Consider the following 23,887-nt stretch of genomic DNA (forward strand, 5'->3'; position numbering starts at 1 on the left):
CGCTCAGCCTGGCTGTTCGAGCACGGCGCGCAGCTTGCGTACGCCCGCTTCCAGCGCTTCGGCGGGGAAGCCGCCGAAGCCCAGCACCAGGCCGGGCCGCCCCGGCCGGCTGCCGTACATCGGCGAGACCGGCCGCACGGCCACGCCGGCCGCCAGCGCGCGGCTGGCGACGTCGACGTCGTCGCGGCCGTGCGGCAGCCACAGCAACAGGTGCATGCCCTGGTCGCTGGGCTGCAGCGTGGCCAGCCCGCCGAGCTGGTCGCCGATGGCGCGCACCAGCGCCGCCCGGCGCTCGCCATAGAGCGCGCGGATGCGGCGCAGGTGCAGGTCGAACGCGCCCTCGCGCAGGTAGGCGGCCACCACGTGCTGGTCGGCGGTGGGCGCGTGCCGGTCGAGGATGGTGCGTGCCCCGGCGAAGGCATCGGCCAGCGGCGGTGGCACGATGGCATAGCCGAGCCGCAGCGCGGGAAAGAGCACCTTGCTGAAGGTGCCGAGATAGATCACGCGGGACGGATCCAGGCCCTGCAGCGAAGGAAAGGGATGGCCGGCGTAGCGCAGCTCGCTGTCGTAGTCGTCCTCGACGATCCAGGCTTCCTGCTCGCGCGCCCAGGCCAGCAGGGCGAGCCGGCGCGGCATGCTCATCGGCATGCCGAGCGGATACTGGTGCGAGGGCGTGACGAAGGCCGCGCGGGCCGCCGGGCAGTCGGCGGCGGCGCGCGCGACGTCGAGGCCGCCGTCGTCGAGCGCGGCGCGGTGCACGCGCACGCCGGCATCGTCCAGCACCGCGCTCAGGCCAGGGTAGGCCGGATCCTCGGCCCACACCGTGTCGCCGGGTTCCAGCAGCACCCGTGCCGCCAGGTAGAGTCCCTGCTGGGTGCCGGCGGTGACGATGACCTGCTCCGGTGCGCAGGCGACCGCGCGCGCCTTGCGCACATGTTCGGCGATGGCCTGGCGCAAGGCCGCCACGCCGCGCGGGTCGCCATAGCCGGCCGCTCCGCCCTCGAGCGCGCGCACGCGCCGGCTCAGGCGCCGCCAGCCCTCGTCCGGCGCGGCGGCCGCGTCCGGCGTGCCGATGGCGAAGGGCACCGGCGGCAGCGGTGCCAGGGCGCGCGCGATGGCGGCGTAGCGTTGCGCCCGCGCCCCCGCAAGCGGTGCGGCGGCCGGCGCGCGCGCCGGCTGTGGCGGGACGGCGTCGGCCGCATGGCCGGCCAGCAGCCGCGCCACGCGCGTGCCGGCGCCGACGCGCGCTTCCAGGTAGCCTTCCGCCGCGAGCTGCTCGAACACCTCGGTGACCGTGCCGCGCGCGATGCCCAGCCCGGCCGCCAGCGCGCGGGTCGAGGGCAGGCGTTCGCCGGCCTGGAGCGCGCCCCGGGCGATGGCCTCGCGCAGCAGGCGGGCCAGTTGCTGGCCGACGCGGCCGGCGTTGCGGTCGAGGGCGCCCAGCGCCGGCAGGTCGAGGGTGGTGCGTTGCCTGGGCATTGGAAAGTGGTCCACATCCGGTGGTGTAAATGGACCTCAAATATAGGCCACTTCTGCGCGAGAATGGCGTCTGCGGCAGGGCCGGAGCGGCCCGCCCGAGACGATTCCACCCCACAGGAGTGCCTTATGTACCGCCCGGCCATGTTCCGCGAGGACCGCCCCGAGATCCTGCACGCGCTGATGCGCGCCCATCCGCTCGCCACCCTGGTGACGGCGGGCAGCCAGGGGCTGGAGGCCAACCTGCTGCCCTTCCTGCTGGCCGAGGTGGACGGTGCCTGGGTGCTGCGCGCACACCTGGCCCGCGCCAACGGGCAGCTCGCCGCGCTGCGTGAGGGCGGGCCGGCGCTGGTGATCTTCCAGGGGCCGGATGCCTATGTCAGTCCGGCCTGGTATCCGTCCAAGGCCGAGCACGGCAAGGTGGTGCCGACCTGGAACTACGCCACGGTGCAGGCACGTGGCACGCCGCGCGTGATCGAGGACGCCGCCTGGCTGCGCGCCCAGATCGAGGCGCTGACCGGCCAGCAGGAGGCCGGGCGCGAGGCGCCGTGGCAGGTCGGCGACGCTCCGCAGGATTTCATCGAAGCCACGATGCGCGCCATCATCGGCCTGGAGATTCCCATCGACAGCCTCGAAGGCAAGTGGAAGGTCAGCCAGAACCGTGGCGAAGCCGACCGTGCCGGCGTGGTGGCCGGGCTGCGCCGCGAAGGCGCGCGCACGGGAGACGGCGAAGCGATGGCGATGCTGGTGACCCAGGGCGGCGGCGCGGCGCCGGCGGCCTGAGGCGTTCCGGCCCGGCGCCTGGGAGCCGGGTCACCGGCAAGCCGGGAAGGCTGCGCGCCGGGTCAAGCGTTTTACCGGCCGCGGGCGCCGCAAGCGGCGCTGGCGTGGCGCTTGGGCGACAGAGCGGGCGGCGCGGGCGCCACCGGCACGGCGGCGGCCCGCCAGCACGGTCGGTTTTGGTAGCATTCAGGGTTTTCCGCTACCCGGCGCCGCACGGGGTGCCGCCCGGCATCCAGGTTCGGCGGCGCCAGTGCCATGACTCCGGCCCAGATCAAGACCTTTTTCGCCGCCCGGCTGCAGCGCCTGCGGCGTCCCACCCGCCGTGAACTGGCCCTGGGCATCGCCGCCGTGCCGGCGCTGTTCCTGCTCTATGTGCTGGTGCTGATCCCGTTCACGCCGGGCATCAGCGACATCCGCAAGGCCAAGCAGGACCGGCCCGCGCAGATCCTGTCGGCGGATGGCAAGGAGCTGGCGCTGTTCAAGTGGGCCAATCGCGAATGGGTGCCGCTCGACGAGATCTCGCCCGAGGTGGTCAAGGCCCTGGTCGCCACCGAGGACCACCGCTTCTACCAGCACCACGGCATCGACTGGCGCCGCCTCGCCTCGGCCGCCCTGCGCACCGCCTCGGGCGACCGCCAGGGTGGCTCCACCATCACCCAGCAGCTGGCCCGCAATCTCTATCCGGACGAGATCGGGCGCGCGCCGACGCTGACGCGCAAGCTCAAGGAAGCCATCACCGCGCTCAAGATCGAGGCGCTGTACAGCAAGAACGAGATCCTCGAGACCTACCTGAACACGGTCCCCTTCCTGTACAACGCCTTCGGCATCGAGATGGCGGCGCGCACCTATTTCGGCAAGTCGGCCGACAAGCTCGACGTGCTGGAGAGCGCCACGCTGATCGGCATGCTCAAGGGCAACAGCTACTACAACCCGGTGATCAACCCCGAGCGCTCGCTGCAGCGGCGCAACACGGTGCTGGCGCAGATGGTCAAGCGCGGCGTGCTGGACCCGGCCAGGTATGCGCAACTGCAGAAGCGCCCGCTGCGCATCGACTTCGAGCGCCAGGACGAGGAGCCCGGCCCGGCGCCCCATTTCGCCCAGCAGCTGCGCAAGTGGCTGATCGGCTGGGCCGACCGCAACGACTACAACATCTACACCGACGGCCTGGTGGTGCGCACCACCATCGACTCGCGCCTGCAGGCCTTCGCCAACCAGGCGCTGGCGCGCCAGACGCGCCAGCTGCAGGGCATCGCCGACGCGGCCTGGAACGGCCGCACCGGCTGGCGTCCCGAGCAGGAGCTGGTGCGCGCCTTCGTGCGCGAGACGCCGCAGTACCGCGCCGCGCGCGACGCCGGCGCCAGCGCCGACGATGCGCTCAAGCACCTGCTGGCCGACCGCGCCTTCATGCAGGACCTGCGCCAGCAGAAGACCATGATCCAGGCCGGCTTCATCGCCATCGATCCGCGCGACGGCGCCATCAAGGCCTGGGTGGGCAGCCGCGACTTCGCCCTCGACGCCTTCGACCATGTCCAGCAGGCGCGGCGCCAGCCCGGCTCCACCTTCAAGCCCTTCGTCTACGGCGCAGCCTTCGCCCAGGGCGCGCGGCCGGAGGACACCTATCCCGACCAGGCGGTGTCCATCCCCATGCCCGGCGGCGAGGTCTGGAGCCCGAGCGACGAGTCGCCGCCCACCGGCATGCCGATCTCCCTGCGCGATGCCCTGGCGCAGTCGCGCAACCGCATCACCGCGCAATTGATGCAGAGCGTCGGCCCCGACCAGGTGGCGCGGCTGGCGCGCGCCATGGGCGTGCGCCAGAGCCCGCTGGAAGCGGTGCCGTCGCTGGCGCTGGGCACCAGTCCGGTGAGCCTCAAGGAGATGGTGTCGGCCTATGCCACCATCGCCGACGGCGGCGAGTACATCGCGCCGATGATGGTGACCCGTATCGAGGACGCCAAGGGCGAGGTGCTGGCCGAATTCCAGCCGGCGCGCGCGGAGCGGGCGCTGTCCTTCGATGCCACGCAGACCCTGCTCGACGTCATGCGCGGCGTGGTCGACCGTGGCACCGGTACCGCCATCCGTACGCGCTTCGGCATCCGTGCCGACGTGGCCGGCAAGACCGGCACCACGCAGGACAATGCCGACGGCTGGTTCATCCTGATGCATCCCGAACTGGTGGCGGGGGCCTGGGTCGGCTTCAACGACAGCCGCGTGACGCTGCGCAGCGACTACTGGGGGCAGGGCGCGCACAGCGCGCTGCCCATCGTCGGCGATGTCTTCCAGCGCGCGTTGCGCACGCGCCTGGTCGACGCCCGCGTGCGCTTCCCCGAGGAGCAGGAGCCCGGCTTGTTCGGCGCCTGGTTCGCCAAGCTGCGCGAGCGCCTGCGCCAGCTGTTCGCGCCGGCCCCGGCGCCCGAGGCAGCCGCGCCACGCGCGGCGCGGCCAGCGCGCAGCGCGCCGGCCGAAACGCCGGTCCAGGCCGCCAGCGAGGCCGCTTCGGCGCCCGTTGCCGGGCCGGCGCCGGCGCCGGCATCCGATGCCGCGGCCGCCGATGCCGGCCAGCCGGGCCCGGCGGCCGGTGCCATCGCGGCAAGTGCCGCCGCCGCCGCGCCGCCCCAGGCGCCGCCTGCCGTGACCACCGTACCGCCGCCGGGCGCGGGCGCCACCATGCCGGCGCCGGCGGGGACGCCGGCATCGGCTCCGGCTTCGATGCTCTAGGACCTAGGACCTAGGACCCAGGACCTAGGCTCCGGGCGCCGGCTTCCAGGCTTCCAGGCTTCCGGTCCCAGGTTCAACACCAGCCGGCGCCGCGGCGCTCCCCGCGCCCGGACGGGTAGGGCGACGGTCGCGTCAGGCGGGCCGCCGGCCCGCTGCATAGACGTGGAAGCGTTCCAGCTGCGCCTCGCTGTCGGCGATGGCGCGCGTGCCGGCCGCGCCGCTATGCTTGACCAGCAAGGCCGCCAGCGTCTGCGCCACCGCGAGGGCGGGCACCACGGAGGGCAGCAGCGATGGCGTGGCGGTGGCGGCCAGGACCAGCGCGGCGGCGCCGGGCGCGATCGGCGAGACCGGGCTGTCGGTGATGGCGACCACTTGCGCGCCCCGTTCGCGGGCGAACTCGACCGCCGTCACGGCGGCCTGCGCATAGGGCGCGAAGCTGAACGCGGCCAGCGCATCGTCGGGGCCGATCCGCCGCAGTTCGTCGGCCAGCGTGCCGCCCACGCCTGACAACAGGGTGACGTTGTCCAGGCACATGCCGCAGGCGTAGCTGAAGTAGTAGGCCACCGGATACAGGCTGCGCAGTCCCAGCACGTAGATACGGCGAGCGCGCGCCAGCGCCGCGTGCGCGCGCTTCAGCGCGGGCAGCGCCGCGGCGCCCAGGGTCTGCTCGAGGTTGCCGGCCTCGGCTTCGAGCAGCTGTGCCAGCAGGCCGGCATCGCTGTCGTCGCGCGCCTGCGCCCGCAGCGCGGTGGCGCGGCGCGAGAAGCCGGGCTCGCCGGCGGCCAGCCAGCGGCGGTAGGGCTCGCGGAACGCCTCGTAGCTGTCGAATCCCAGCTGGCGCGCCAGCCGCAGCATGACGCCCGACTGCAGCGCGGCCTTGGCCGCCACCGCGCGCATCGACAACAGGGCGATGTCCTGGGGATGGTCGATGGCATGGCGCGCCGCCTGCTGCAGCTTGGGGGGGAGTTGAGCGAACTGCTGTTCGATCCGTCGGTCGATGTCGGCCTTTTCCATCAGGGCTCCGTGGCTGTCGCGGCAGATTATGGCCGATCGCGCGGCGCCAGCGCCCCGGCCACGGCCAGGTCGATGGCGCGCGCCAGCGTGGCGACGGCCTGTTCCAGCTGTTCCGGGCTGCTGAGATAGGGCGGTGCCAGCAGCACGTGGTCGCCGTGTTCGCCATCGATGGTGCCGCCGCCCGGATAGCACAGCAGGCCGAGCTGCTGCGCCTGGTGCTTGACCGCGGCATGCAGCCGCAGCGCCGGCGCGAAGGGCGTGGCGCCGTGGCGCTCGCGCACCAGTTCCACGGCCCAGAACAGCCCGCGGCCGCGCACGTCCGCCACATGCGGATGGCCGTCGAATTGCCGCGCCAGCAGCGCGCCGAGCGTGTCGCCCAGCCTGGCCACCCGTTCCACCAGGCCGTCGCGCGCGACGATGCGCTGCACCGCCAGCGCGGCCGCGCAGGCGACCGGATGCCCCACATAGGTGAAGCCGTGCTGGAAGGCACCGGAGCCCGCCCGGATGGCCTCGACCACGCGGTCGTGCGCCAGCACCGCACCGATCGGCTGGTAGCCGCCACCCAGGCCCTTGGCCAGCGTGAGGAGGTCGGGCTGCACGCCTTCCTGCTCGAAGGCGTGATAGCTGCCGGTCCGGCCCAGCCCGCACATCACCTCGTCCAGCAGCAACAGCACGCCGTGGCGATCGCACACCTGGCGGATCTTGCGGAAGTACCCGGGCACCGCCGCCACGGCACCCGCCGTGGCGCCCACCACCGTTTCCGCCACGAAAGCCGCCACCGTGTGCGGGCCGAGGCGCTGCAGCGTGGCCTCCAGCTCCGCGCCCAGGCGGTCCCCGTAGGCGGCGTCGGTCTCGCCGGGCTGCCGGTGGCGGAAGGGGAAGCAGGGCGAGACATGATGGCTCTCGATCAGCACGGGTTCGTACCAGGCGCGCCGCGCGGCATTGCCGCCGATCGCCAGCGCCGCCAGCGTGTTGCCGTGGTAGCTCTGGCGCCGGGCGATGTAGCGGTAGCGCTGCGGCTCGCCCCGCTCGACATGGTATTGGCGGGCCAGCTTGAGCGCGGTCTCGATCGCCTCGGAGCCGCCCGCGACGAAGTAGGCGTTGCCCAGCCCGGGCGGGCTGCGCTCGGCCAGCAGCGCAGCGAGGGACTCGGCCGCCTCGGTGGTGAAGAAGCTGGTGTGGGCATATTCGAGCCGGTCCATCTGTTCCCGCACGGCGGCGCGCACTTCGGCGTGGGCGTGGCCCAGGCAGGACACGGCGGCGCCGCCGGAGGCGTCGAAGTAGCGCTTGCCGTCGCGGTCGACGATATAGGCCCCGTCGCCGTACGCGGCCAGCGGCAGGGGCGAGCGGGGATTGCGGTGGATGATGTGGGTCATGGCGGTGGCGGAGAGGGGATGCGGCTGGACTCGCGGAAAGATCAAATGGTATATTTTGTGTATAAATAGATCAAATGGTGTTTCTTGCCCGACAGGCCATGCGCGTCACCAGGGCGCGCAGCACCCTTTCCCCCCTTCCCCTTTCAACCTTGGGATTGCTGGAGACTTGCCATGCTTGGATCGAAGCTTCTGCGCTGCCTTGCGGTCGGCGCCCGACTGGGGCGCGCACTGGCGCGGCCGCTGCAGGTGGCGCTGCTTGCGTCAGCGTTGCCGCTGTCGGCAGGCGCGGCGCCGCCGGCCTGGCCCGAGCGCCCGCTGCGGCTGGTGGTGCCGTTCGCCGCCGGGGGTACCACGGACCTGCTGGGGCGCCTGGTCGCGGAAGGGCTGCGCCAGCAGCTGGGCCAGAGCGTGGTGGTGGCCAACAAGGCCGGCGCCGGCGGCAGCCTCGGCGCGGCCGAGGTCGCGCGGGCCGCGCCGGACGGCTATACCTTGCTGCTGGGCACGCCCGGCACGCAGGTCATCAATGCCCTGGTCTACAAGCACGTCGGCTATGACCCGCGCAAGGACTTCGTTCCGGTCGCCTGGCTGGCGGATGTGCCGAACGTCGTGCTGACCCGGCCCGGTTCCGGCCTGAACAGCATGGATGACCTGCTGCGAGCGGCGCGGGCCCGGCCCGGCGCCTTGCACTGGGGCTCACCCGGTATCGGCAGCTCCGGCCACCTGGCGCTGGAAATGGTCAAGCGCATGGGCGGGGTGGAGATCGCGCATGTGCCGTACAAGGGCGCGAGCCAGGCCACCAGTGACCTGCTGGGCGGACAGATCGAACTGTCCGCCGACAACCTGCCGACCGCGCTGCCGCTGATCCGCTCCGGGCAGCTGGTGGCGCTGGGCGTGACCAGCCGGGCCGCGGTGCCGGCGGCACCGGGCGTGCCGCCCGTCGCGGCGACCTTGCCCGGCTTCGAGCAGACTTCGTGGTTCGTGCTGATGGCGCCGGCCGGGACGCCGGCGCCGGTGGTGGCCGCACTCAATGCGGCGGCCGAGCGGGTGCTGCGCGATGCGCGCATGCAGCCGCGCCTGGCGGACCTGGCGGCGCAGCCGGTCGGCGGCCCGCCCGAGGCGCTGGCGCGCCACCTGCAGGCCGAGCAGGACAAGTACCGGAAGATCGTCGAAGGTGCCGGCATCCAGCCCGAGTGAGCGTCCAGGGGAGCCGATCATGCCGCAGGCAAAACGCCGCCGCCTGGCCGTGGCCAGGTTCTGGTACGAAGGCAATGCCTTCAGCCCCCTGCCGTGCCGGCAGGCGGATTTCGACCGGCGCGAATGGGCGGCCGGGGACAGCGCGCTGGACGCGGCGCGCGGGACGGCGACGGAACTGGGCGCCGTGGCCGCTTTCGCCGAGGACCGGCCTGACTGGCAGGTGGTGGTGCTGCGCTGCGCCTCGGCCGTGCCGGGGGGGCCGATCGACGACGCCGTCTATCGCGCCTTCTTCGACGAAGTGATGGCGGCCCTGCGCGCGCAGGGCCCGTGGGACGCGGTCTATCTGTCGCTGCACGGTGCGGCCATCACCAGCCGGCGCCAGGCGCCGGACCTGGAGTTCGTGCGGGCCGTGCGCGAGGCGCTGCCCGGCGTGCCCCTGGGCGCCAGCTTCGACCTGCATGCCAACCTCAGCCCGCAACTGGGCCCGCTGCTCGACTATGCCAGCGGCTACAAGACTTATCCGCACATCGACATGCGCGAGGCGGCGCAGCGGGTGCTGCAGGGGCTGAGCGATATCGTCGAGCGCGGGCGGCGCAGCCGCGTCACCGTGGCCAGGCCGGGACTGGTCCTGCCGAGCTTCAATATGCGCACGGACGCGGGGCCCATGCGCACCCTGCAGGAACTGGCCGCGGCCCAGGCCGGCGCCGCCATCCTCGAGGCATCCGTGTTCGGCGGCTTCCCCTATGCCGACACGCCGGATACCGGGGCCGCCGTGGTCGTCGTCAGCGATGCGCTCGCCGATGGCGGGGGCGCAGCGGCCCGGCGTGCCTGCGAGATCCTGCTGGCGGCGCTGCGCGAGCACGCGCCGGCGTTCGCGGCCAGCTTGCCGGCGCCGGCGCAGGGGCTGGCGCAGGCCCTGGCGATCGCCGCGCGCACGCCGGGGCTGGTGGCGGTCACCGATCCGGGCGACAACCCGCTGTCGGGCGGCGCCTGCGATACGCCGGGGCTGTTCGCGGCCTTGCTGCAAGCGCGGCCGTCGGTGCCCACCGTGTTTGCCAGCTTTGCCGATGTGCCGGCCGTGCGCCTGGCGCACGAGGTCGGCGTGGGCGGCGTCTGCGCGCTGGCCCTCGGGGCACGCTGGTCGGACCGTTTCGGCGCGCCGGTGGCGGTGAAGGTGCGGGTGGAGCGGCTGACCGATGGCGTCTTCGTCAACAGCGGGCCGATGGAAACGGGCAGGGTCACGCGCTGCGGCCGCACCGCCCTGCTGACGGTGCTGGGACAGCACGACGTCCGGGTGATCGTGACAGAGGCGGTGGCGCCGGCCAACGACCCGGCCTTCTTCGCCTTGCACGGCATCGACCTCGACGCCTTGCGCCTGCTGTGCGTCAAGGCCAAGAACCACTTCCGCGCGGCTTTCCTGCCACGCTGCGCCGCCATCATCGACGTCGACGCGCCGGGACCGGCCAGCCTCGATCTGCGCCTGCTGCCCTTCCGCCATGTCCGGCTGGCCGGGCCGGACTGACGTCAGGCGCCGGCGGGGCCGGCCGCACCGGTCGCGCAGGGGGGCTCAGTCCGCGCGCAGGGTGCCCGCAGGCCCGTGCTGCCTGCCGGCCCGGGCGATCACCAGGCGGTCGAGCCCCCACACCGCGACCAGGGTCGCGCCCATCAGCGGGAACACCAGTCCCAGCAGGCCCAGGCCCACGGCCCAGGCGCGCATCGGCGGTACCGCGCGCGGCAGCGCGGGCGCGCCCAGCGTGCCGGCGCGCCGGCGCTTGAGCCACATCAGCAGGCCGCTCACGGCGAGCGCCATCAGGCCCAGCGAGATGGCCGCGCACAGGATCTGGTTGGCCAGCCCGAAGTAGCGGCCCATGTGCAACGAGGTGCCGTAGGAGATGGCCTTGGCCACCGGGCCGTAGTCCCGGTAGCCGGTGTCGCGCAGGACCTGGCCGCCGTACTGGTCGAGATGCAGGGTGCGCTCGCCGCTGGGGTCGGCGGGATAGACGGAGGCGGTGAAGACGCCGCTCGGCGAATTCGGCAGTACAAGCTGGTAGCCGCCGGCGATGCCGCGCGCGGCGATCGCTGCGACGACGCGGTCGAGGTCGGCGGGGGGCGACGGTACCCGCGGCGCCTGGCCCGATGGCACGGGCGCCAGGCCGGCCGCCCAGGGCACGTCGGCCAGTGGCAGCGACTCCATGGTGGCTGCCGGGGCGGCCGCCGCGGCTTGATGGTCGCCATGGCCGCCATGTCCCTCGTGTTCCGCACGTTCCGCACGTTCCGCATGGCCTTCGTGGCCCGGCATGGCGGCGGCCTCCCCGGGCGCCGCCGCCATGCCGCCGGGCGGCAGCGAGCGCGGCGGGGCGCCCTTGCGCGGGGCACCGAGGTCGGCGGCGGTGGCGAGCGCCTTGAACTGGCGTCCCCAGGAGGCGGTCCAGGGCAGGCCGGAGAGCACGAAGACGAGCGCGCCCAGCGCCAGCCAGGCGCCCAGGAAGCGGTGCAGTGCCTTCCAGCGTCCGCGCGCGCCGCTGCCGCGGCCGAGGCGCAGGGCGGCGGCGCCGCGCTCGCGCCAGTGCGGCCACCACATGGCCAGGCCGGTGGCGATCATCACCAGCGTCCAGCAGGCCGCCAGCTCCATCAGCAGTTCGCCCGGCTTGCCCAGCATCAGCGCGCGATGCAGCCGGCGCACCTGCTTCATCAGGCGGTCTTCCACGCTCAGGCTGCCGAGGTAGTCACCCGTGTACGGATCCAGGTAGAGGCTCTCGCTCTTGCCCGAGGCGAGGCGGAAGACGAACTCGGCGCTGGCCGCCGGCGCGGTGTTGACCGTGTAGGTGGTGGCGGTGGCGCCCGCCGGCGCGGCGGCGCGCGCGCGCTCCAGCAGCGCTTGCGCCGGCAGCCGCGCCGGCCCGGGGGCGACGCGCAGCAGCTCCGGATAGAGCAGCGGCTCGATCTGCGGCTGGAAGCAGTACAGGGTGCCGGTGACCGCCAGCACGATCAGCCAGGGCATGACGAACAGGCCGGCATAGAAGTGCCAGCGCCACAGCATGCGGTAGGACGCCGCGGATGGCGGGCCCGGCGGCGTGGCGGGGCGGGACGGGGAGGGTTGTGGTGCCATGGTGGGTCGTTCCTGCATGAGCGGGACAGGTGCCGGGGCGCGCCCGGAAGCGCCCGGAAGCGCCCGCCCCGCGCGCGGGGGGGGGCACGGCGGACGGGGCGCGCCGGCCCGGGCCGAGCGGGCTCGGATGGTGTACCTCAGATGGTGTACTTCAGGCCCAGGTAGAAGGTGCGCTGCGGGAAGGGGTGGTAGAGGAAATACTTGCGGTTGTTGAGGTTGTCCACGCCCAGCGACGCGCTCCAGTGCTGGTCGATCTGGCAGTTCACGCGCGCATCCATCACGAAGAAGCCCTGGAAACCCTGGTAGGTGGCCGGATTGATGTCGGTGTTGTCGACGGTGGCGTAGACGCGGCCGCTGTAGCGCGCGGCCAGCGTATAGGCCCAGCGGTTGTCCGGCCGGTAGGTGGCGGCCAGCGTGCCGCGCCAGGCCGGCACGTAGGGCACGCGCTTGCCGACCGCGCTGGCGCCCGGCGTGGTGGCCACGTAGCCAGGGTCGGACAGGATGGTCGCGTCGACGTAGGTGACGTTGCCCGACAGCGTCAGGCCGCGGATGCCCACATTGTCCTGCTGGCCCGCCAGTTCGACGCCGAGCTGGCGCGTCTTGCCCACGTTCTGGGTGAACGAGACCGGCGTGGCGAAGCCCGGGATGGTGGAGGTCTGCGAGATCAGCGCGTTGCTCACGTACTCGTTGAACAACGACAGGCGCAGCTTGCCGCTATCGGTGTGGCGCTCCAGCGCCAGCTCGCCCGCGAGAACGCTCTCCGGCTCCAGGTAGGGGTTGGCCTGCAGGTAGGTGGCACCCGTCTGCACGCTCTGGTACAGCTCGCCCACGGTGGGGAAGCGCAGCGCCTTGCCGAAGGAGCCGGTCAGCGACCACATCGGGGTGGCATCCCAGGTCAGCGAGGCCTTGGGCGAGAAGCCGGACTTGTCGATGCCCGGCTGGTGGATCGCCACGCCGGCGCCGTTGCTGCCGAGGTTGTAGTTGTAGCCGTCGTAGGCGCGCCAGGTCTCGTAGCGGCCGCCCAGCGTGGCCTGCAGGCGCGGGGCGAAGCGCCACACGTCCTGCAGCCACAGCGCGGTGGTCCGGGTCTTGCCCAGCGAGTTGCTGTACAGCGCGCCCGCGCCGCCCGAGAGCCAGTCGCCGGTGTTGTAGGTGGGGCTGTTCAGCTTGTACTGGTCGAAGTGGGCGCCGAAGCTGGCGATGTGCGCGCCGGCCACGCCCTGCGGGCGCCAGGTGCCCTTGAGGTCGAGCGTGGTCCAGCCGGTGCCGCCCATGTCGGTGATGCGGCCGGCGCCGCCGCCGATGGCGGCCGGGTAGAGGCCGGTCGACTGGCGGTTCTGGTCCTGCAGGTAGTAGAAGTTGCTGAGCACCGCTTCCCAGTCGAACACGCCCTGGGTATGCGTCTCCACCTTCAGGCTCTGCATCAGGTGCTGCTGCTCGACATGGCTGCTGGAGAACTGGCCGGCGATGGTGCCGGCGCTGTAGCTGTAGCCGCCGATGTTGACGTTGCCGCTCGCGGCGCCGTAGTAGGGGGTGCCGGCGGCCGTGCTGAGGTAGCTCTGCGCGCCGGCCTTGGCGCTGTTCTGCCAGTAGCCGAGCGCATAGGTGGCGCGCAGCGCGGGGGTGAAGTCATAGGCCAGCTTGAGCGCGGCGTTGTCCTGCAGCGTGTGCACGAAGTTGCCGGCGCCGATCACCTGGATCGCGCCGCCGCTGCGGTTGCGGTCGGCGAAGGCACCGCCGATGACCGGCAGGCCGGGCCCGGCGACGGTGGTCGACTGGCTGAGCGTGCCGAAGGTGATGGGCTGGCTGAAGCTGTTGAGGTGGCCGGCGTTGAACCACCAGGACAGCTTGCCGACGCGGTCGCCCAGCGTGACGGCATATTGCTGCGACGGCTCGGTGTCGCTGGTGCCGTACAGCTTGAAGCGCTGGATGGCGGCATTCATCTCGATGCTGCCCTCGAACTTCTGCGGCATGCGCGTGGTGATCTGCGCCACCGCGCCGTAGGAGTTGCCCGGGTACTGGGCCGCGAAGGGGCCGTACATCACGTCGACGCGCTCGATCTGCTGCGGCGCCACCATGAACCACTGCGGCGAGCCGTTGCCGTTGTTGTTGTTGACCAGGGTCGACAGCAGCACGTCGTCGGCGTAGATCAGGCTGCGCGCGCTGGCGTTGACGCCGGTGGTGCGGGTCGCCATCGGCGCCTGCGTGTCGCCGATGTAGCGCTTGCGCACCAGCACGTCGGGCAGGTACTTGAGCGTGTCCTCGGCGTTCATCACGTTGATGGTGGCGGTGGCCTCCTCGCGCGTGATGCCGGCGGTGGTCTGCGGCAGCAGCTGCTTCTCGGCGAAGCTGCGGGTCTGCGTCACCGAGACGGCCGGCAGGCTCGGCGCGTCCTGGCCATCCTGGCCGGGCGCGGCGGCCCGGCTGCCATCGGTGCCGGTCTCGTTTGCCTTGTTTGCCTCGCTTATCTCGTTGGCGCCGCCGGCGGCATGGGCGACGCCGCCGATGCCCATCAGGGCCAGGGTGAGCAGGGTGGGAGCGAAGGCGGGTGCGGCCTCGCGCAGGGCGGCCGCGCCCTTGTTCAACATCGTTCGCATCGGAAGAAGTGCCTCGTGGACAGGCCCGCCGCGCGGCGCCCGTCGGTCAACGTCCGGCCGCGGCGGCAACGGCGTGCGCGCAGCGGCAGTTCAACAGGAAAGGGAGAAGGGGACGGAACGAGGCGAGGCGGGCGGACCCCTGGGGCGGCCCGAAGGGAAGGCGCCGAGCGGCACCGGGGCGAGCGGCGGCAGCATGACCGCGGCAAACAGCAGCACCAGCGCCAGCACCGGCAGCACGGCCGGCAGCGGCGGCGCCGCGGCATGGCCCGCGAGCAGGTCGCAATAGCCGCAGGCCGACAGCGGCGCGTGCTGGCCGCTGCCATCCGCTTCCGGCTGGGCGGCCGAACAGATGAAGCCGGACGGGTCCGCGGCATGGCGGGCGGCCACCCACTGGCTGACCAGCGGCGCGAGCACGAGCAGGCACATGGCGAGCAGGCCAAGCCAAGCGGTGCGGTGGTTGCGTTGCTGGGAAGTCATGGTGGGGTGCGGGGTAGCGTTGCAGTCTAACCGACGTGCCCGAGCGGCCGGATGCGCGGGGGTGCGGCATTTTGACGCGCGCAGCGGCCGGAACTGCCTGGTGGTGGCGCCGGCGCCGCACGGCGCGGCCAAGCGCGGCCAGGCCCGCTCAAGCGCTGCCTGCGCGGCCGGCACCACTATGATGAAGAGCGAGGCATGGGAGGTTCCTGCGAGGACGCATGCCGCGCGCCTTGCCCCGGGGCCGTGCCGCCCCGCGCCGGCGGCTTTCCCCGAACCCGTCCGGCACGCCGTGGGCGCGCCCGCCTCCGCGTTCTCCCATCAGGAGGTCCTATGGCACTCCAGCAAGCTCCCGGTCGACGGGCATTCCTCGGGACGGCGGCCGGCGCGGCCCTCTGGCTGGCGCTCGGTGGCATGCCTGCGCGCGCGCGCGCCGCCCAGCCGGCGCCCGCCTTCGTCCTGCCGCCGCTTCCCTATGCCGAGAATGCGCTGGAACCGGTGATCTCGGCCAGCACCATGGGCTACCACTACGGCAAGCATCACCGCGCCTATATCGACAACCTGAACCGGCTGGCGGCGGGCACCGAACTGGCCGGCCTGCCGCTGGAAAAGATCATCGCGGCGAGCGCCGAGCGCGCCGATGCGGTGGCGCTCTTCAACAACGCGGCCCAGGCCTGGAACCATGCCTTCTACTGGCACAGCCTGCGCCCGGGCGGCGGCGGCACCCCGCCGGCGGCGCTGCGGCCGCACATCGAAGCCGCCTTCGGCTCGGTCGATGCCTGCAGGAAGTCGCTCGCCGCCGCCGCCACCGGCCAGTTCGGCAGCGGCTGGGCCTGGCTGGTGATGGACGGCGGCAAGCTGCGCGTGGTCAAGACCACGAACGCCGACCTGCCGCTCACCAAGGGCATGCAGCCCTTGCTGACCATCGACGTGTGGGAGCACGCCTACTACCTCGACTACCAGAACCGCCGCGCGGACTACGTCGAGGCCGTGATCGACAAGCTGCTCAATTGGGACTTCGCCGCGCAGAACGCGCACGTGTGACGGCGGTCACCGCCGATGCCGCCGATGCCGCCGCGTCTCAGCCGAATACGGCGTGTCCGGCGCGCACGGCGAGGCCCGCGGCATCGGACGGCCCCGCGCCGAGCGCGCGCACCAGCACGTCGCGGTTGGTCAGGATGTGCTCGCGCATCAGCGCCTCGGCGCGCCCGACTTCGCGCTGCGCCAGCGCGTCGACGATGCGGTAGTGCTCGGCGAGCGCCTGGCGGCTGTGGTCGCGCTGGTAGAGCAGCGCCAGCGCAGCCTGGTCGTGCGGGCGCGACTTGCTGTCGAAGATGATCGGCAACTGGCGCGCGCGCCGCACCGCGTCGGTGAGCCAGTCGTTGTCGGCCAGCTCCAGCAGGGTGTAGTGGAAGTCCAGGTTCATGTCTTGCCAGCGCAGCGCCTGCTGTGCGTCCCACTCCTGCTCGTGCAGCACCTGCCGCTGCGCCTCGAGCTGCGCGGCCAGCCTTTCCTGCTCGGGGTGCAGCAGGCCGCGTTCGCCGATCAGGCGGCAGCCCAGGCTTTCCAGCGCGGCCCGCACCGTGAAGGCATCGCGCACGTCCTTGGGCTGGAAGCGGCGCACCAGGAAGCCCCGGTTGGGCTGGTAGGTCAGCAGTCCTTCGTCGGCCAGCCGTGCCAGCGCATCGCGTACCGGCGTGCGCGACACCCCCAGCTCCTGCGCCAGCGTGACCTCCATCAGGTGGGAGCCCGGCGGGATCTCGCCGTCGAAGATGCGGTTGCGCAGCACGTCGGCGACGGAGAGCGCGCGCGTGCGGGAAGACTCGGGGGATGCCATGGCTCGTTACAGGGTTCAGTCAGCGTGGATGTGGCGGCTGCGGATGAGATTACCCCATAAAGTCCGCTCGTCCGCAAGGAAGCGCGCCGTCTGCGCGGGCGGGGGCGAGAAGGTCTCGGCGCCGCTGGCGGCGATGGCCTGCGCCAGGCGCGGGTCGTCGAGCGCCTTGGCCAGCGCCGCGCGCAGCCGCGCGGCGAGGTCCGGCGCGGTGCCCGCGCGCGTGAACAGGCAGGTCCAGCTGTAGATCTCCACCGGCACGCCGGACTCCGCCAGGGTGGGCACGTCCGGCAGGGCCGCGACGCGCGTGCGCGAGGTCACCGCCAGCGCGCGCAGCGCGCCGCTGCGGATGTGCGGCAGCACCGTGGCCGGGTTGGAAAACATCATCTGCACCTGGCCGCCGATGGTGTCCGCGATGGCCGGCGCGTTGCCGCGATAGGGAATGTGCGTCAGCGCGATCCCGGCCGTCTGCGCGAACAGCTCGCCCGACAGGTGGGAGGTATTGCCGTTGCCCGCGCTGGCGAAGTTGATCTGCGCCGGCCGCGCGCGCGCCAGGCGCAGCAGCTCGGCCACGTTGTGCGCGGGCAGCAACGGGTTGACCACCAGCACATTGGGCCCGCGGCTGACGCAGCCGACCGGGCTGAAGTCGCGCGCCGCGTCATAGGGCGGGCGCGACAGCATCAGCGGGGCATTGATCTGGTCGGCCGGCGTGCCCAGCAGCAGGGTGTAGCCGTCGGCCGGCGCGCGCAGCACCTGCGCCGCGCCGAGCGTGCCGCCGGCGCCGCTCTTGTTTTCCACGATCACCGACTGGCCCAGCTGGCGCGACAGATTGTTCGAGAGCAGGCGGGCGATGGTGTCGGTGGTGCCGCCCGCGGGAAAGGGCACCACCAGCGTGAGCGGCCGCGCGGGCCAGGTTTCGGCATATGCGCAGGGGCCGAAGGTGAATGCGGCGGCCATGCCGAGCAGCAGGCAACGGGTGGCGCGGCGGGCTTTTCCAAACGGATGCATCACAGGTCTCCTTTGTCTGTATGCATGCATGATAGCCTTAAACTGGCATGAAACACGAATTATTCAATTGTAAATTCCCAATCATGTATGCATACTGTTCGCAGTTCGATCAGGAGACGGAAATGCGAAAGACCACCAGGTTGTCCCAACTCATCCATGCCCCGGAGCTGCTCGTGATGCCGGGTGCATTCGATGCGCTCTCGGCGCGCATCGTCCAGGAGGCCGGCTTCGCGGCCGTGCAGTGTTCCGGCTTCGGTATTTCGGTGAGCCGGCTGGGCCTGCCGGATTACAGCTTCCTGGCCTTCTCGGACATGGTCGAGGCCACCCGCCGCATCGTCGATGCGGTCGAGCTGCCGGTCATGGCCGACGGCGATACCGGCTTCGGCAATGCGGTCAACGCCTGGTACGCGGTGCGCGCCTTCGAGCGCATCGGCTGTGCCGGCGTCAACATCGAAGACCAGCTCATGCCCAAGCGCTGCGGCCACCTGGAGGGCAAGTCGCTGATCCCGCTCGACGAGGCCGTGCAGAAGATCCGCGCCTGCGCCGAGGCGCGCACCGATGCCGATTTCGTCATCAATGCGCGCACCGACGCGCTTGCCGTGGGCGGCATCGGCGAAGTGATCCGGCGCGGCAATGCCTACCTGGAGGCGGGCGCCACCATGGTCTTTATCGACGGCATGACGTCCAAGGCGCTGGCGCGCGAGGCGGTGGCCGGCATCCGCGGCCCGGTGGCGATCAATGTGGTGGAGGGCGGCAAATCGCCCGAGGCCTTCACTTTTGCCGAGATGGAGGCGATGGGCATCGCGCGCGTGAGCCTGCCGGGCACGCTGATGCTGGCCGCGATCCAGGGCATGCGCGATGCCCTGGCGGCGGTGCGCGCCAACGGCTATGCCGGCGGCCCCGGAGCGCGGCTGGCGGATTTCCGCGCGCAGCTCGACCTGGTCGGCTTCGCCGAGGTGTTCGCGCTGGAGCAGCGCTACCTGTCCGCGCTGGCGGCGCCGGCCGCGGTGCAATGAAGGCGCCGCGCGCGCTGGCTGACCGGCACCCGCCGAGGAGGAATCCCATGCAGGCAAGACCCCGCAACATCATCGAGAAGATCTGGGAGCAGCACGTGGTGGCCGAGCTCGAACACGAGCAGGCGCTGCTGCACGTCGACCGCATCCTGCTGCACGACCGCGCCGGCCCGCGCGTGCTGGCGGCGCTGCGCGAGGCGGGCCGCGCCGTGGCCCGGCCCGGCCTGGTGTTCGGCACCATGGACCATATCATCGACACCCAGCCCGGGCGCGACGACGACACGCTGGTGCCCGGCGGCCGGGCCTTCATCGAAGGGCTGCGCGCCGAGGCGCGCGGCGCCGGCATCCGGCTGTTCGACCTGGGCGATCCGCAGCAGGGCATCGCCCACGTGATCTCGCCCGAGCTGGGCATCGCGCTGCCCGGCACCACGCTGGTCTGCTGCGACAGCCATACCTGCACCGTCGGCGGCATCGGCGCGCTGGCCTGGGGCATCGGCACGACCGAGGGCGAGCATGCGGTGGCCACCCAGTGCCTGGTGCGCGCCCGTCCGCGCACGCTGCGCGTGACCCTGCATGGCCGCCCCGGGCCCGGCGTCTCGGCCAAGGACATGGTGCTGGCGCTGATCGCCCGCTTCGGCGTGCGCGGCGGCGACGGCCACGCCATCGAGTTCGACGGCGAGGCCGTGCGCGCGCTGGAGGTGGAGGGCCGGCTGACGCTGTGCAATATGGCGGTCGAATTCGGCGCCTGGACCGGGCTGGTGGCGCCCGATGCGCGCACCGTCGAATGGCTGGCCGGGCGCCCCTACGCGCCGGCCGGCGCGGACTGGGAGGCGGCCGTGGCGGACTGGGAGGCGCTGCGCTCGGACGAGGGCGCGCACTGGGACCGCGTCCTCGAACTCGACTGCGCAGGGCTGGCGCCGCAGGTCAGCTGGGGGACCAATCCCGGCCAGGCCGGCGCCATCGACGCGGCGGTGCCGCAGCCGGCCGACGCCGACGCGCGGCGCGCGCTGGACTACATGGCCGTGCAGCCGGGCCGGCCGCTGCAGGGCATCCCGATCGACGCGGCCTTCATCGGCTCCTGTACCAACAGCCGCCTGCCCGACCTGCGCGCGGCCGCTGCCGTCGTGCGCGGCCGCCGCGTCGCGCCGGGGGTCAAGGCCATCGTGGTGCCGGGCTCCAGCGGGGTCAAGCGCGCGGCCGAGGCCGAAGGGCTGGACCACGTCTTCCGCGCGGCCGGTTTCGAATGGCGCGAGAGCGGCTGTTCACTGTGCTTCTTCGCCGGCGGCGACCACTTCGACCAGCCGGACCGGCCGGGGCGGCGCGTGATCACCAGCACCAACCGCAATTTCGAGGGCCGCCAGGGGCCCGGCGTGCGCTCGCACCTGGCCAGCCCCGCCACGGTGGCGGCGTCGGCCCTCGCCGGCTGCATCGCCGACCCGCGTCCGCTGCTGTCCTGAGGAGACATCATGGAACCTTTCGTCACACTGCGCGGGCTGGCCGCGCCGCTGCTGCGCGCCAATATCGATACCGACCTGATCATCCCCTCGCGCGAGATCACCTCGCCCGGGGCCGATGGTTACGGCGACAAGCTGTTGTCGCCGTGGCGCTACCAGACCGGCGCCGACGGGCAGCGCCGCGAGCGCCCGGAGTTCGTGCTCAACCGCGCGCCGTTCCGGCAGGCCACCATCCTGCTGAGCGGCGAGAACTTCGGCAGCGGCTCCTCGCGCGAGGCGGCGGTATGGGCGGTGCGCCAGTTCGGCTTCCGCTGCGTCATCGCACCCTCGTTCGGCGCCATCTTCCAGAACAACTGCTACCGCAACGGGGTGCTGCCGGTGGTGCTGGCGGCCGATGTGGTCGGCGCGCTGGCGCAGGAGGCCGAGGGCGGCGCGCTGTGGCTGGAGGTGGACCTGCGGGCCTGCCAGGTGCGGCATGCCGACGGGCGCGGCTGGACCTTCGCGGTGCCCGCCAGCGAGCGCGCCATGCTGCTGGAGGGGCTGGACGCGATCGGGCTGACGCTCAAGCGCGAGGCGCAGATCGAGGCCTACCAGGCCGCGACACGCGCCGCGCGGCCGTGGATCTGGGCCGTCGAGGCGCGCGGGCGGTGAGGTGATGCGACGCAGGCGGGCGGATGCCGGGCGCCGCTCTCGCGCAGGCCGATGCCGAAGGCGATCGCGCCGCTGCCGCCGCCGCTGACCTGGTGGTCCGGATGGCGGACCGCCCTCCATCCACTGCAAGCGGCAGCGGCATTCGCTCGGCCCGCTCGGCCCGCTCGGCCCGCTCGGCCCGCTCGGCCCGCTCGGCCGGCAAAAAAAATGCGCCAGGCGGGTTGGCCTGGCGCGAGTCGGGAGGATTGCCATCGAGGGGTAGGTTCGATGGTGTGTGAAGCCTAAGGCATCGGCACCGGGCCTGTGTTTCAGAATGTAAGGCGCAGCGCCGGCGTGCGGATGCCCGTGCGCGCACCAGCGTCGCTGGTGGCGTGGGGAACGCGCTCGCATCGGGTTCGCCAAAAATGACAAGAAATGTTACGAAGATAAAAAATACTGAATTCAGCAATGCATGGCATCGATGGCCGCCTGCCGCCCGGCCACGGCGCATATCCAGGGACCAAGGCCTCAGGTATATTTCGGCGCATGTCCGTCCAACATGCCCTCCTTACCTCGCTGCTGGAACAGCCGTCCTCCGGTTATGACCTGGCCCGTCGCTTCGACCGCTCCATCGGCTATTTCTGGCAGGCCACGCATCAGCAGATCTATCGCGAACTCGGCCGCATGGCCGAAGCCGGCTGGGTCGCGGCGGAGGACGATGAAGAGGGCGCGGGCCGCCGCAAGAAGGTCTATCACGTGCTGCCCGCCGGCCGCGCGGAACTGGCGCGCTGGGTGCTGGAGCCGGCCGCGCCGGGCGAAGGCCGGCGCGCGCTGCTGGTCAAGCTGCGCGCCGAGGCGGCCATCGGCCCGCTCGGCCTGGACCAGGAGATGGAGCGCCAGATCGCCGAGCACCGCGCAACGCTGGAGCTGTACCTGGCCATCGAACAGCGCGACTTCTCCGCGCCGGACCTGAGCGTGCCGCAGCGACTGCAGCATGCCGTGCTGCGCTCGGGCATCCTGGGCGAGCAGGTCTGGCTGCAATGGGCGCACGAGGTGCTGCCGCTGCTGCGCCGGGCGGCGCCGCAGGAGGGCGGCGCCGCCTAGTCCACTGCGCTTTTTCTGATGCAGTGGTGCTCTGACGCAGTGGATTCGTGCCCTGAATTCAAGGCCCCGGGGCGCTGGCGGGCGCGCCACAACGAAAGCGAAAACGAAAACAGGCCGCTGCCTGTCCGGCGCGGCCTGTCGGCCGCCACGGCGCGGCCGTGGCGGGTCATGCGTGTGCGGCGTGCCGTCAGGCCTGCGCCGCGGCCGTGCGGCCGGTGCTGCGCGTGGTGCCGGCAGCCAGGCCCAGCCGATGCCGCGCGGCTTCGTACTCCTCGCTGAAACGCTGCACCAGTTCTCCTGCCGGCACGATGCGCTTGATCGCGCCGATGCCCTGGCCGGCGCCCCAGATATCGCGCCAGGCCTTGGCCTTGGTGTTGCCGCCCGAACCGAAGTTCATCTTCGACGGATCCGACACCGGCAGGTCGTCGGGATCGAGGCCGGCGTTGACGATGCTCTGGCGCAGGTAGTTGCCGTGCACGCCGGTGAACAGGTTGGAGTAGACGATATCGCCCGCGCCGCTGTCGACGATCATCTGCTTGTAGCCCTGCGCCGCGTTGGCTTCCTCGGTGGCGATGAAGGCCGAGCCGATGTAGGCCAGGTCCGCGCCGGCCGCCTGCGCCGCCAGGATGGCGTTGCCGTTGCCGATGGCGCCCGACAGCAGCAGCGGGCCGTCGAACCACTCGCGGATCTCATGCAGCAGCGGGAAGGGCGACTGCACGCCGGCGTGTCCGCCGGCACCGGCCGCCACCGCGATCAGGCCGTCCGCGCCTTTCTCGATCGCCTTCTTGGCGAACTTGTTGTTGATGACGTCGTGCAGCACGATGCCGCCGTAGCTGTGCACCTGCTGGTTGACCTCCTCGCGCGCCCCCAGCGAGGTGATGGTGATGGGCACCTTGAACCTGGCGCAGACCTCCAGGTCGTGTTCCAGCCGGTCGTTGGACTTGTGCACGATCTGGTTGACCGCGAAGGGCGCGGCCGGGCGGTCGGGATGCTTGGCGTTGTGTTCGGCCAGTTCGGTGGTGATGCGGTCCAGCCACTCTTCCAGCACCGGTGCCGGGCGCGCGTTCAGCGCCGGGAAGGAGCCGACCACGCCGGCCTTGCACTGGGCGATCACCAGGTCGGGATTGGAAATGATGAACAGGGGCGAGCAGACCACGGGCAGCGACAGGCGGCCTTCGAGGATGGCGGGCAGGGACATCGGGTTCTCCGGTAAGGCTGGGCGGACCGTCGACGACGGTCGGCAGAAGTCAACAATCAACAGCGGTCAAAAACGAACTGCAGTCGGAAGCAGATGGGGAAGCCAGGTGGCAAGCGCGGGCGCCCCCGCTCGCCTGCCCGGCATCATGCGGCGGGCGCGGCGCCGGCGAGCAGGTCCTTGTACCGGGCGAGGCGGGCGCCCATTTCGGCGCCCAGCGCCTGCAGGCCGCTCATGGGCCGCACCATGACCTCGAATTCCTCGATGAGACCCGCCTCGTCGAGGCGCAGCATGTCGATGCCCTTGAGGGCCTTGCCGGCGACGTTGGCGCTGAATTCCAGCACGATGCTGCGGCCGTCCTCGCTGACGAAGCTGCGGTGGTAGCGGAAATCCTGGAACACCGTGTTGACGGTCTTCAGCACCAGCTTGATGGCGGCGCGGCCGGGATAGGGGGTGTGCGCCACCGGCGAGCGGAACACGATCTTGTCGGACAGCAGCGGATCGAGCTCTTCCATGGCATTGCGCTCGAGGATCTTGTGCCAGGCGGCCAGGGTGCGCTGCGCGGCGTCCGACAGGGGTTTGGCTTGCATGCGGGTCTCCATTTCCGGCGGTGCGGCGGCTTGCCGCGCCGTGTCCTTGATGTCGCGTCTTGCGATGAGAATATGCAACGCGTTGCATAAGAATAGCAGCGGCCTTTTTGATATGCAACTGGTTGCATGACCGCTGCATGGTCGCCGCGTGATCAGGCGCGCGAGGTCATCCGGGAGGGGAGGCCGCCTGAGACGTCGCCCTCAGGGCTCGTGGGTGACGTAAATAGCCCTTTCGGGTTCGGGAGATGGCGCTGGCAAGAGCGGGAAGAGACAGGGAAGCGGCAGGGAAGAGGCGGGAAGGGGCGGCAGCGGTGGCTTTCT

19 protein-coding genes are annotated in these 23,887 nt (G+C 71.9%); 9 read left to right on the forward strand and 10 right to left on the reverse strand.

Features of this window, described 5'->3' with window-relative positions:
* Window positions 1-3 precede the first annotated feature (3 nt).
* Window positions 4-1,479, reverse strand: coding sequence for a MocR-like pyridoxine biosynthesis transcription factor PdxR (pdxR, locus tag BKK79_RS30875; RefSeq protein WP_071039740.1), 1,476 nt, complete (start codon window positions 1,477-1,479; stop codon window positions 4-6).
* A 126-nt stretch (window positions 1,480-1,605) separates the two neighbouring features.
* On the opposite strand from pdxR, the gene BKK79_RS30880 reads away from it, so the two are divergent.
* Both BKK79_RS30880 and BKK79_RS30885 read left to right on the forward strand, forming a co-directional pair.
* Window positions 1,606-2,259 carry an FMN-binding negative transcriptional regulator gene (locus tag BKK79_RS30880; RefSeq protein WP_071039741.1) on the forward strand — a complete coding sequence of 218 codons (654 nt, stop codon included), beginning with the start codon at window positions 1,606-1,608 and terminating at the stop codon, window positions 2,257-2,259.
* Window positions 2,260-2,514: 255 nt separating this feature from the next.
* Window positions 2,515-4,974: a penicillin-binding protein 1A gene (locus BKK79_RS30885; protein WP_071039742.1), complete on the forward strand. Its 2,460-nt coding sequence runs from the start codon at window positions 2,515-2,517 to the stop codon at window positions 4,972-4,974.
* A 132-nt stretch (window positions 4,975-5,106) separates the two neighbouring features.
* Here the strand turns inward: BKK79_RS30885 and BKK79_RS30890 are convergent, their stop codons facing one another.
* Both BKK79_RS30890 and BKK79_RS30895 read right to left on the reverse strand, forming a co-directional pair.
* Complete coding sequence (locus tag BKK79_RS30890; RefSeq protein ID WP_071039743.1) at window positions 5,107-5,988, reverse strand: MurR/RpiR family transcriptional regulator; 882 nt, start codon at window positions 5,986-5,988, stop codon at window positions 5,107-5,109.
* 26 nt (window positions 5,989-6,014) lie between these two features.
* Window positions 6,015-7,364 carry an aspartate aminotransferase family protein gene (locus BKK79_RS30895; protein ID WP_071021050.1) on the reverse strand — a complete coding sequence of 450 codons (1,350 nt, stop codon included), beginning with the start codon at window positions 7,362-7,364 and terminating at the stop codon, window positions 6,015-6,017.
* 171 nt (window positions 7,365-7,535) lie between these two features.
* Between BKK79_RS30895 and BKK79_RS30900 the strand changes: the two genes are divergently transcribed.
* Entirely contained in the window at window positions 7,536-8,558 is a 1,023-nt protein-coding gene (locus BKK79_RS30900; protein ID WP_084085357.1) for a Bug family tripartite tricarboxylate transporter substrate binding protein, read from the forward strand.
* Between the two features lie 19 nt (window positions 8,559-8,577).
* Window positions 8,578-10,080, forward strand: coding sequence for a M81 family metallopeptidase (locus BKK79_RS30905; RefSeq protein ID WP_071039744.1), 1,503 nt, complete (start codon window positions 8,578-8,580; stop codon window positions 10,078-10,080).
* A 45-nt stretch (window positions 10,081-10,125) separates the two neighbouring features.
* Here the strand turns inward: BKK79_RS30905 and BKK79_RS30910 are convergent, their stop codons facing one another.
* The 3 genes from BKK79_RS30910 to BKK79_RS30920 form a co-directional block, all read right to left on the reverse strand.
* Window positions 10,126-11,667: a PepSY-associated TM helix domain-containing protein gene (locus BKK79_RS30910; RefSeq protein ID WP_071039745.1), complete on the reverse strand. Its 1,542-nt coding sequence runs from the start codon at window positions 11,665-11,667 to the stop codon at window positions 10,126-10,128.
* Between the two features lie 137 nt (window positions 11,668-11,804).
* Window positions 11,805-14,264 carry a TonB-dependent receptor gene (locus BKK79_RS30915; RefSeq protein WP_071039746.1) on the reverse strand — a complete coding sequence of 820 codons (2,460 nt, stop codon included), beginning with the start codon at window positions 14,262-14,264 and terminating at the stop codon, window positions 11,805-11,807.
* 90 nt (window positions 14,265-14,354) lie between these two features.
* Window positions 14,355-14,741: a DUF2946 domain-containing protein gene (locus BKK79_RS30920; RefSeq protein ID WP_071039747.1), complete on the reverse strand. Its 387-nt coding sequence runs from the start codon at window positions 14,739-14,741 to the stop codon at window positions 14,355-14,357.
* 411 nt (window positions 14,742-15,152) lie between these two features.
* On the opposite strand from BKK79_RS30920, the gene BKK79_RS30925 reads away from it, so the two are divergent.
* Complete coding sequence (locus BKK79_RS30925; protein ID WP_071039748.1) at window positions 15,153-15,782, forward strand: superoxide dismutase; 630 nt, start codon at window positions 15,153-15,155, stop codon at window positions 15,780-15,782.
* Window positions 15,783-15,819: 37 nt separating this feature from the next.
* Here the strand turns inward: BKK79_RS30925 and BKK79_RS30930 are convergent, their stop codons facing one another.
* Window positions 15,820-16,575: a GntR family transcriptional regulator gene (locus BKK79_RS30930; RefSeq protein WP_071039749.1), complete on the reverse strand. Its 756-nt coding sequence runs from the start codon at window positions 16,573-16,575 to the stop codon at window positions 15,820-15,822.
* A 15-nt stretch (window positions 16,576-16,590) separates the two neighbouring features.
* Window positions 16,591-17,580: a tripartite tricarboxylate transporter substrate binding protein gene (locus BKK79_RS30935; RefSeq protein WP_071039750.1), complete on the reverse strand. Its 990-nt coding sequence runs from the start codon at window positions 17,578-17,580 to the stop codon at window positions 16,591-16,593.
* Window positions 17,581-17,702: 122 nt separating this feature from the next.
* Here BKK79_RS30935 and BKK79_RS30940 point away from each other — a divergent pair, with 122 nt between their 5' ends.
* The 4 genes from BKK79_RS30940 (at window position 17,703) to BKK79_RS30955 (ending at window position 21,781) form a co-directional block, all read left to right on the forward strand.
* Window positions 17,703-18,596: an isocitrate lyase/PEP mutase family protein gene (locus BKK79_RS30940; RefSeq protein ID WP_071021029.1), complete on the forward strand. Its 894-nt coding sequence runs from the start codon at window positions 17,703-17,705 to the stop codon at window positions 18,594-18,596.
* Between the two features lie 47 nt (window positions 18,597-18,643).
* The gene (locus BKK79_RS30945; RefSeq protein WP_071039751.1) at window positions 18,644-20,050 is read left to right on the forward strand and encodes a 3-isopropylmalate dehydratase large subunit; all 1,407 of its coding nucleotides are present in this window, start codon (window positions 18,644-18,646) and stop codon (window positions 20,048-20,050) included.
* 9 nt (window positions 20,051-20,059) lie between these two features.
* Entirely contained in the window at window positions 20,060-20,698 is a 639-nt protein-coding gene (gene leuD / locus BKK79_RS30950; RefSeq protein ID WP_071039752.1) for a 3-isopropylmalate dehydratase small subunit, read from the forward strand.
* Window positions 20,699-21,223: 525 nt separating this feature from the next.
* Window positions 21,224-21,781 (forward strand): PadR family transcriptional regulator, encoded by a 558-nt coding sequence (locus BKK79_RS30955; RefSeq protein ID WP_071022729.1) that lies wholly within the window; start codon window positions 21,224-21,226, stop codon window positions 21,779-21,781.
* Window positions 21,782-21,968: 187 nt separating this feature from the next.
* Here BKK79_RS30955 and BKK79_RS30960 read toward each other — a convergent pair whose 3' ends face one another.
* Together BKK79_RS30960 and BKK79_RS30965 are read right to left on the reverse strand one after the other, a co-directional pair.
* Window positions 21,969-22,979, reverse strand: a complete 1,011-nt coding sequence (locus BKK79_RS30960; protein WP_071021020.1) for an NAD(P)H-dependent flavin oxidoreductase — start codon at window positions 22,977-22,979, stop codon at window positions 21,969-21,971.
* 143 nt (window positions 22,980-23,122) lie between these two features.
* Window positions 23,123-23,566 carry a nuclear transport factor 2 family protein gene (locus BKK79_RS30965; RefSeq protein WP_071039753.1) on the reverse strand — a complete coding sequence of 148 codons (444 nt, stop codon included), beginning with the start codon at window positions 23,564-23,566 and terminating at the stop codon, window positions 23,123-23,125.
* Between the last annotated feature and the right edge of the window lie 321 nt (window positions 23,567-23,887).

It is taken from the genome of Cupriavidus sp. USMAA2-4, from assembly GCF_001854305.1.
In the GTDB taxonomy this organism is placed as follows: domain Bacteria; phylum Pseudomonadota; class Gammaproteobacteria; order Burkholderiales; family Burkholderiaceae; genus Cupriavidus; species Cupriavidus malaysiensis.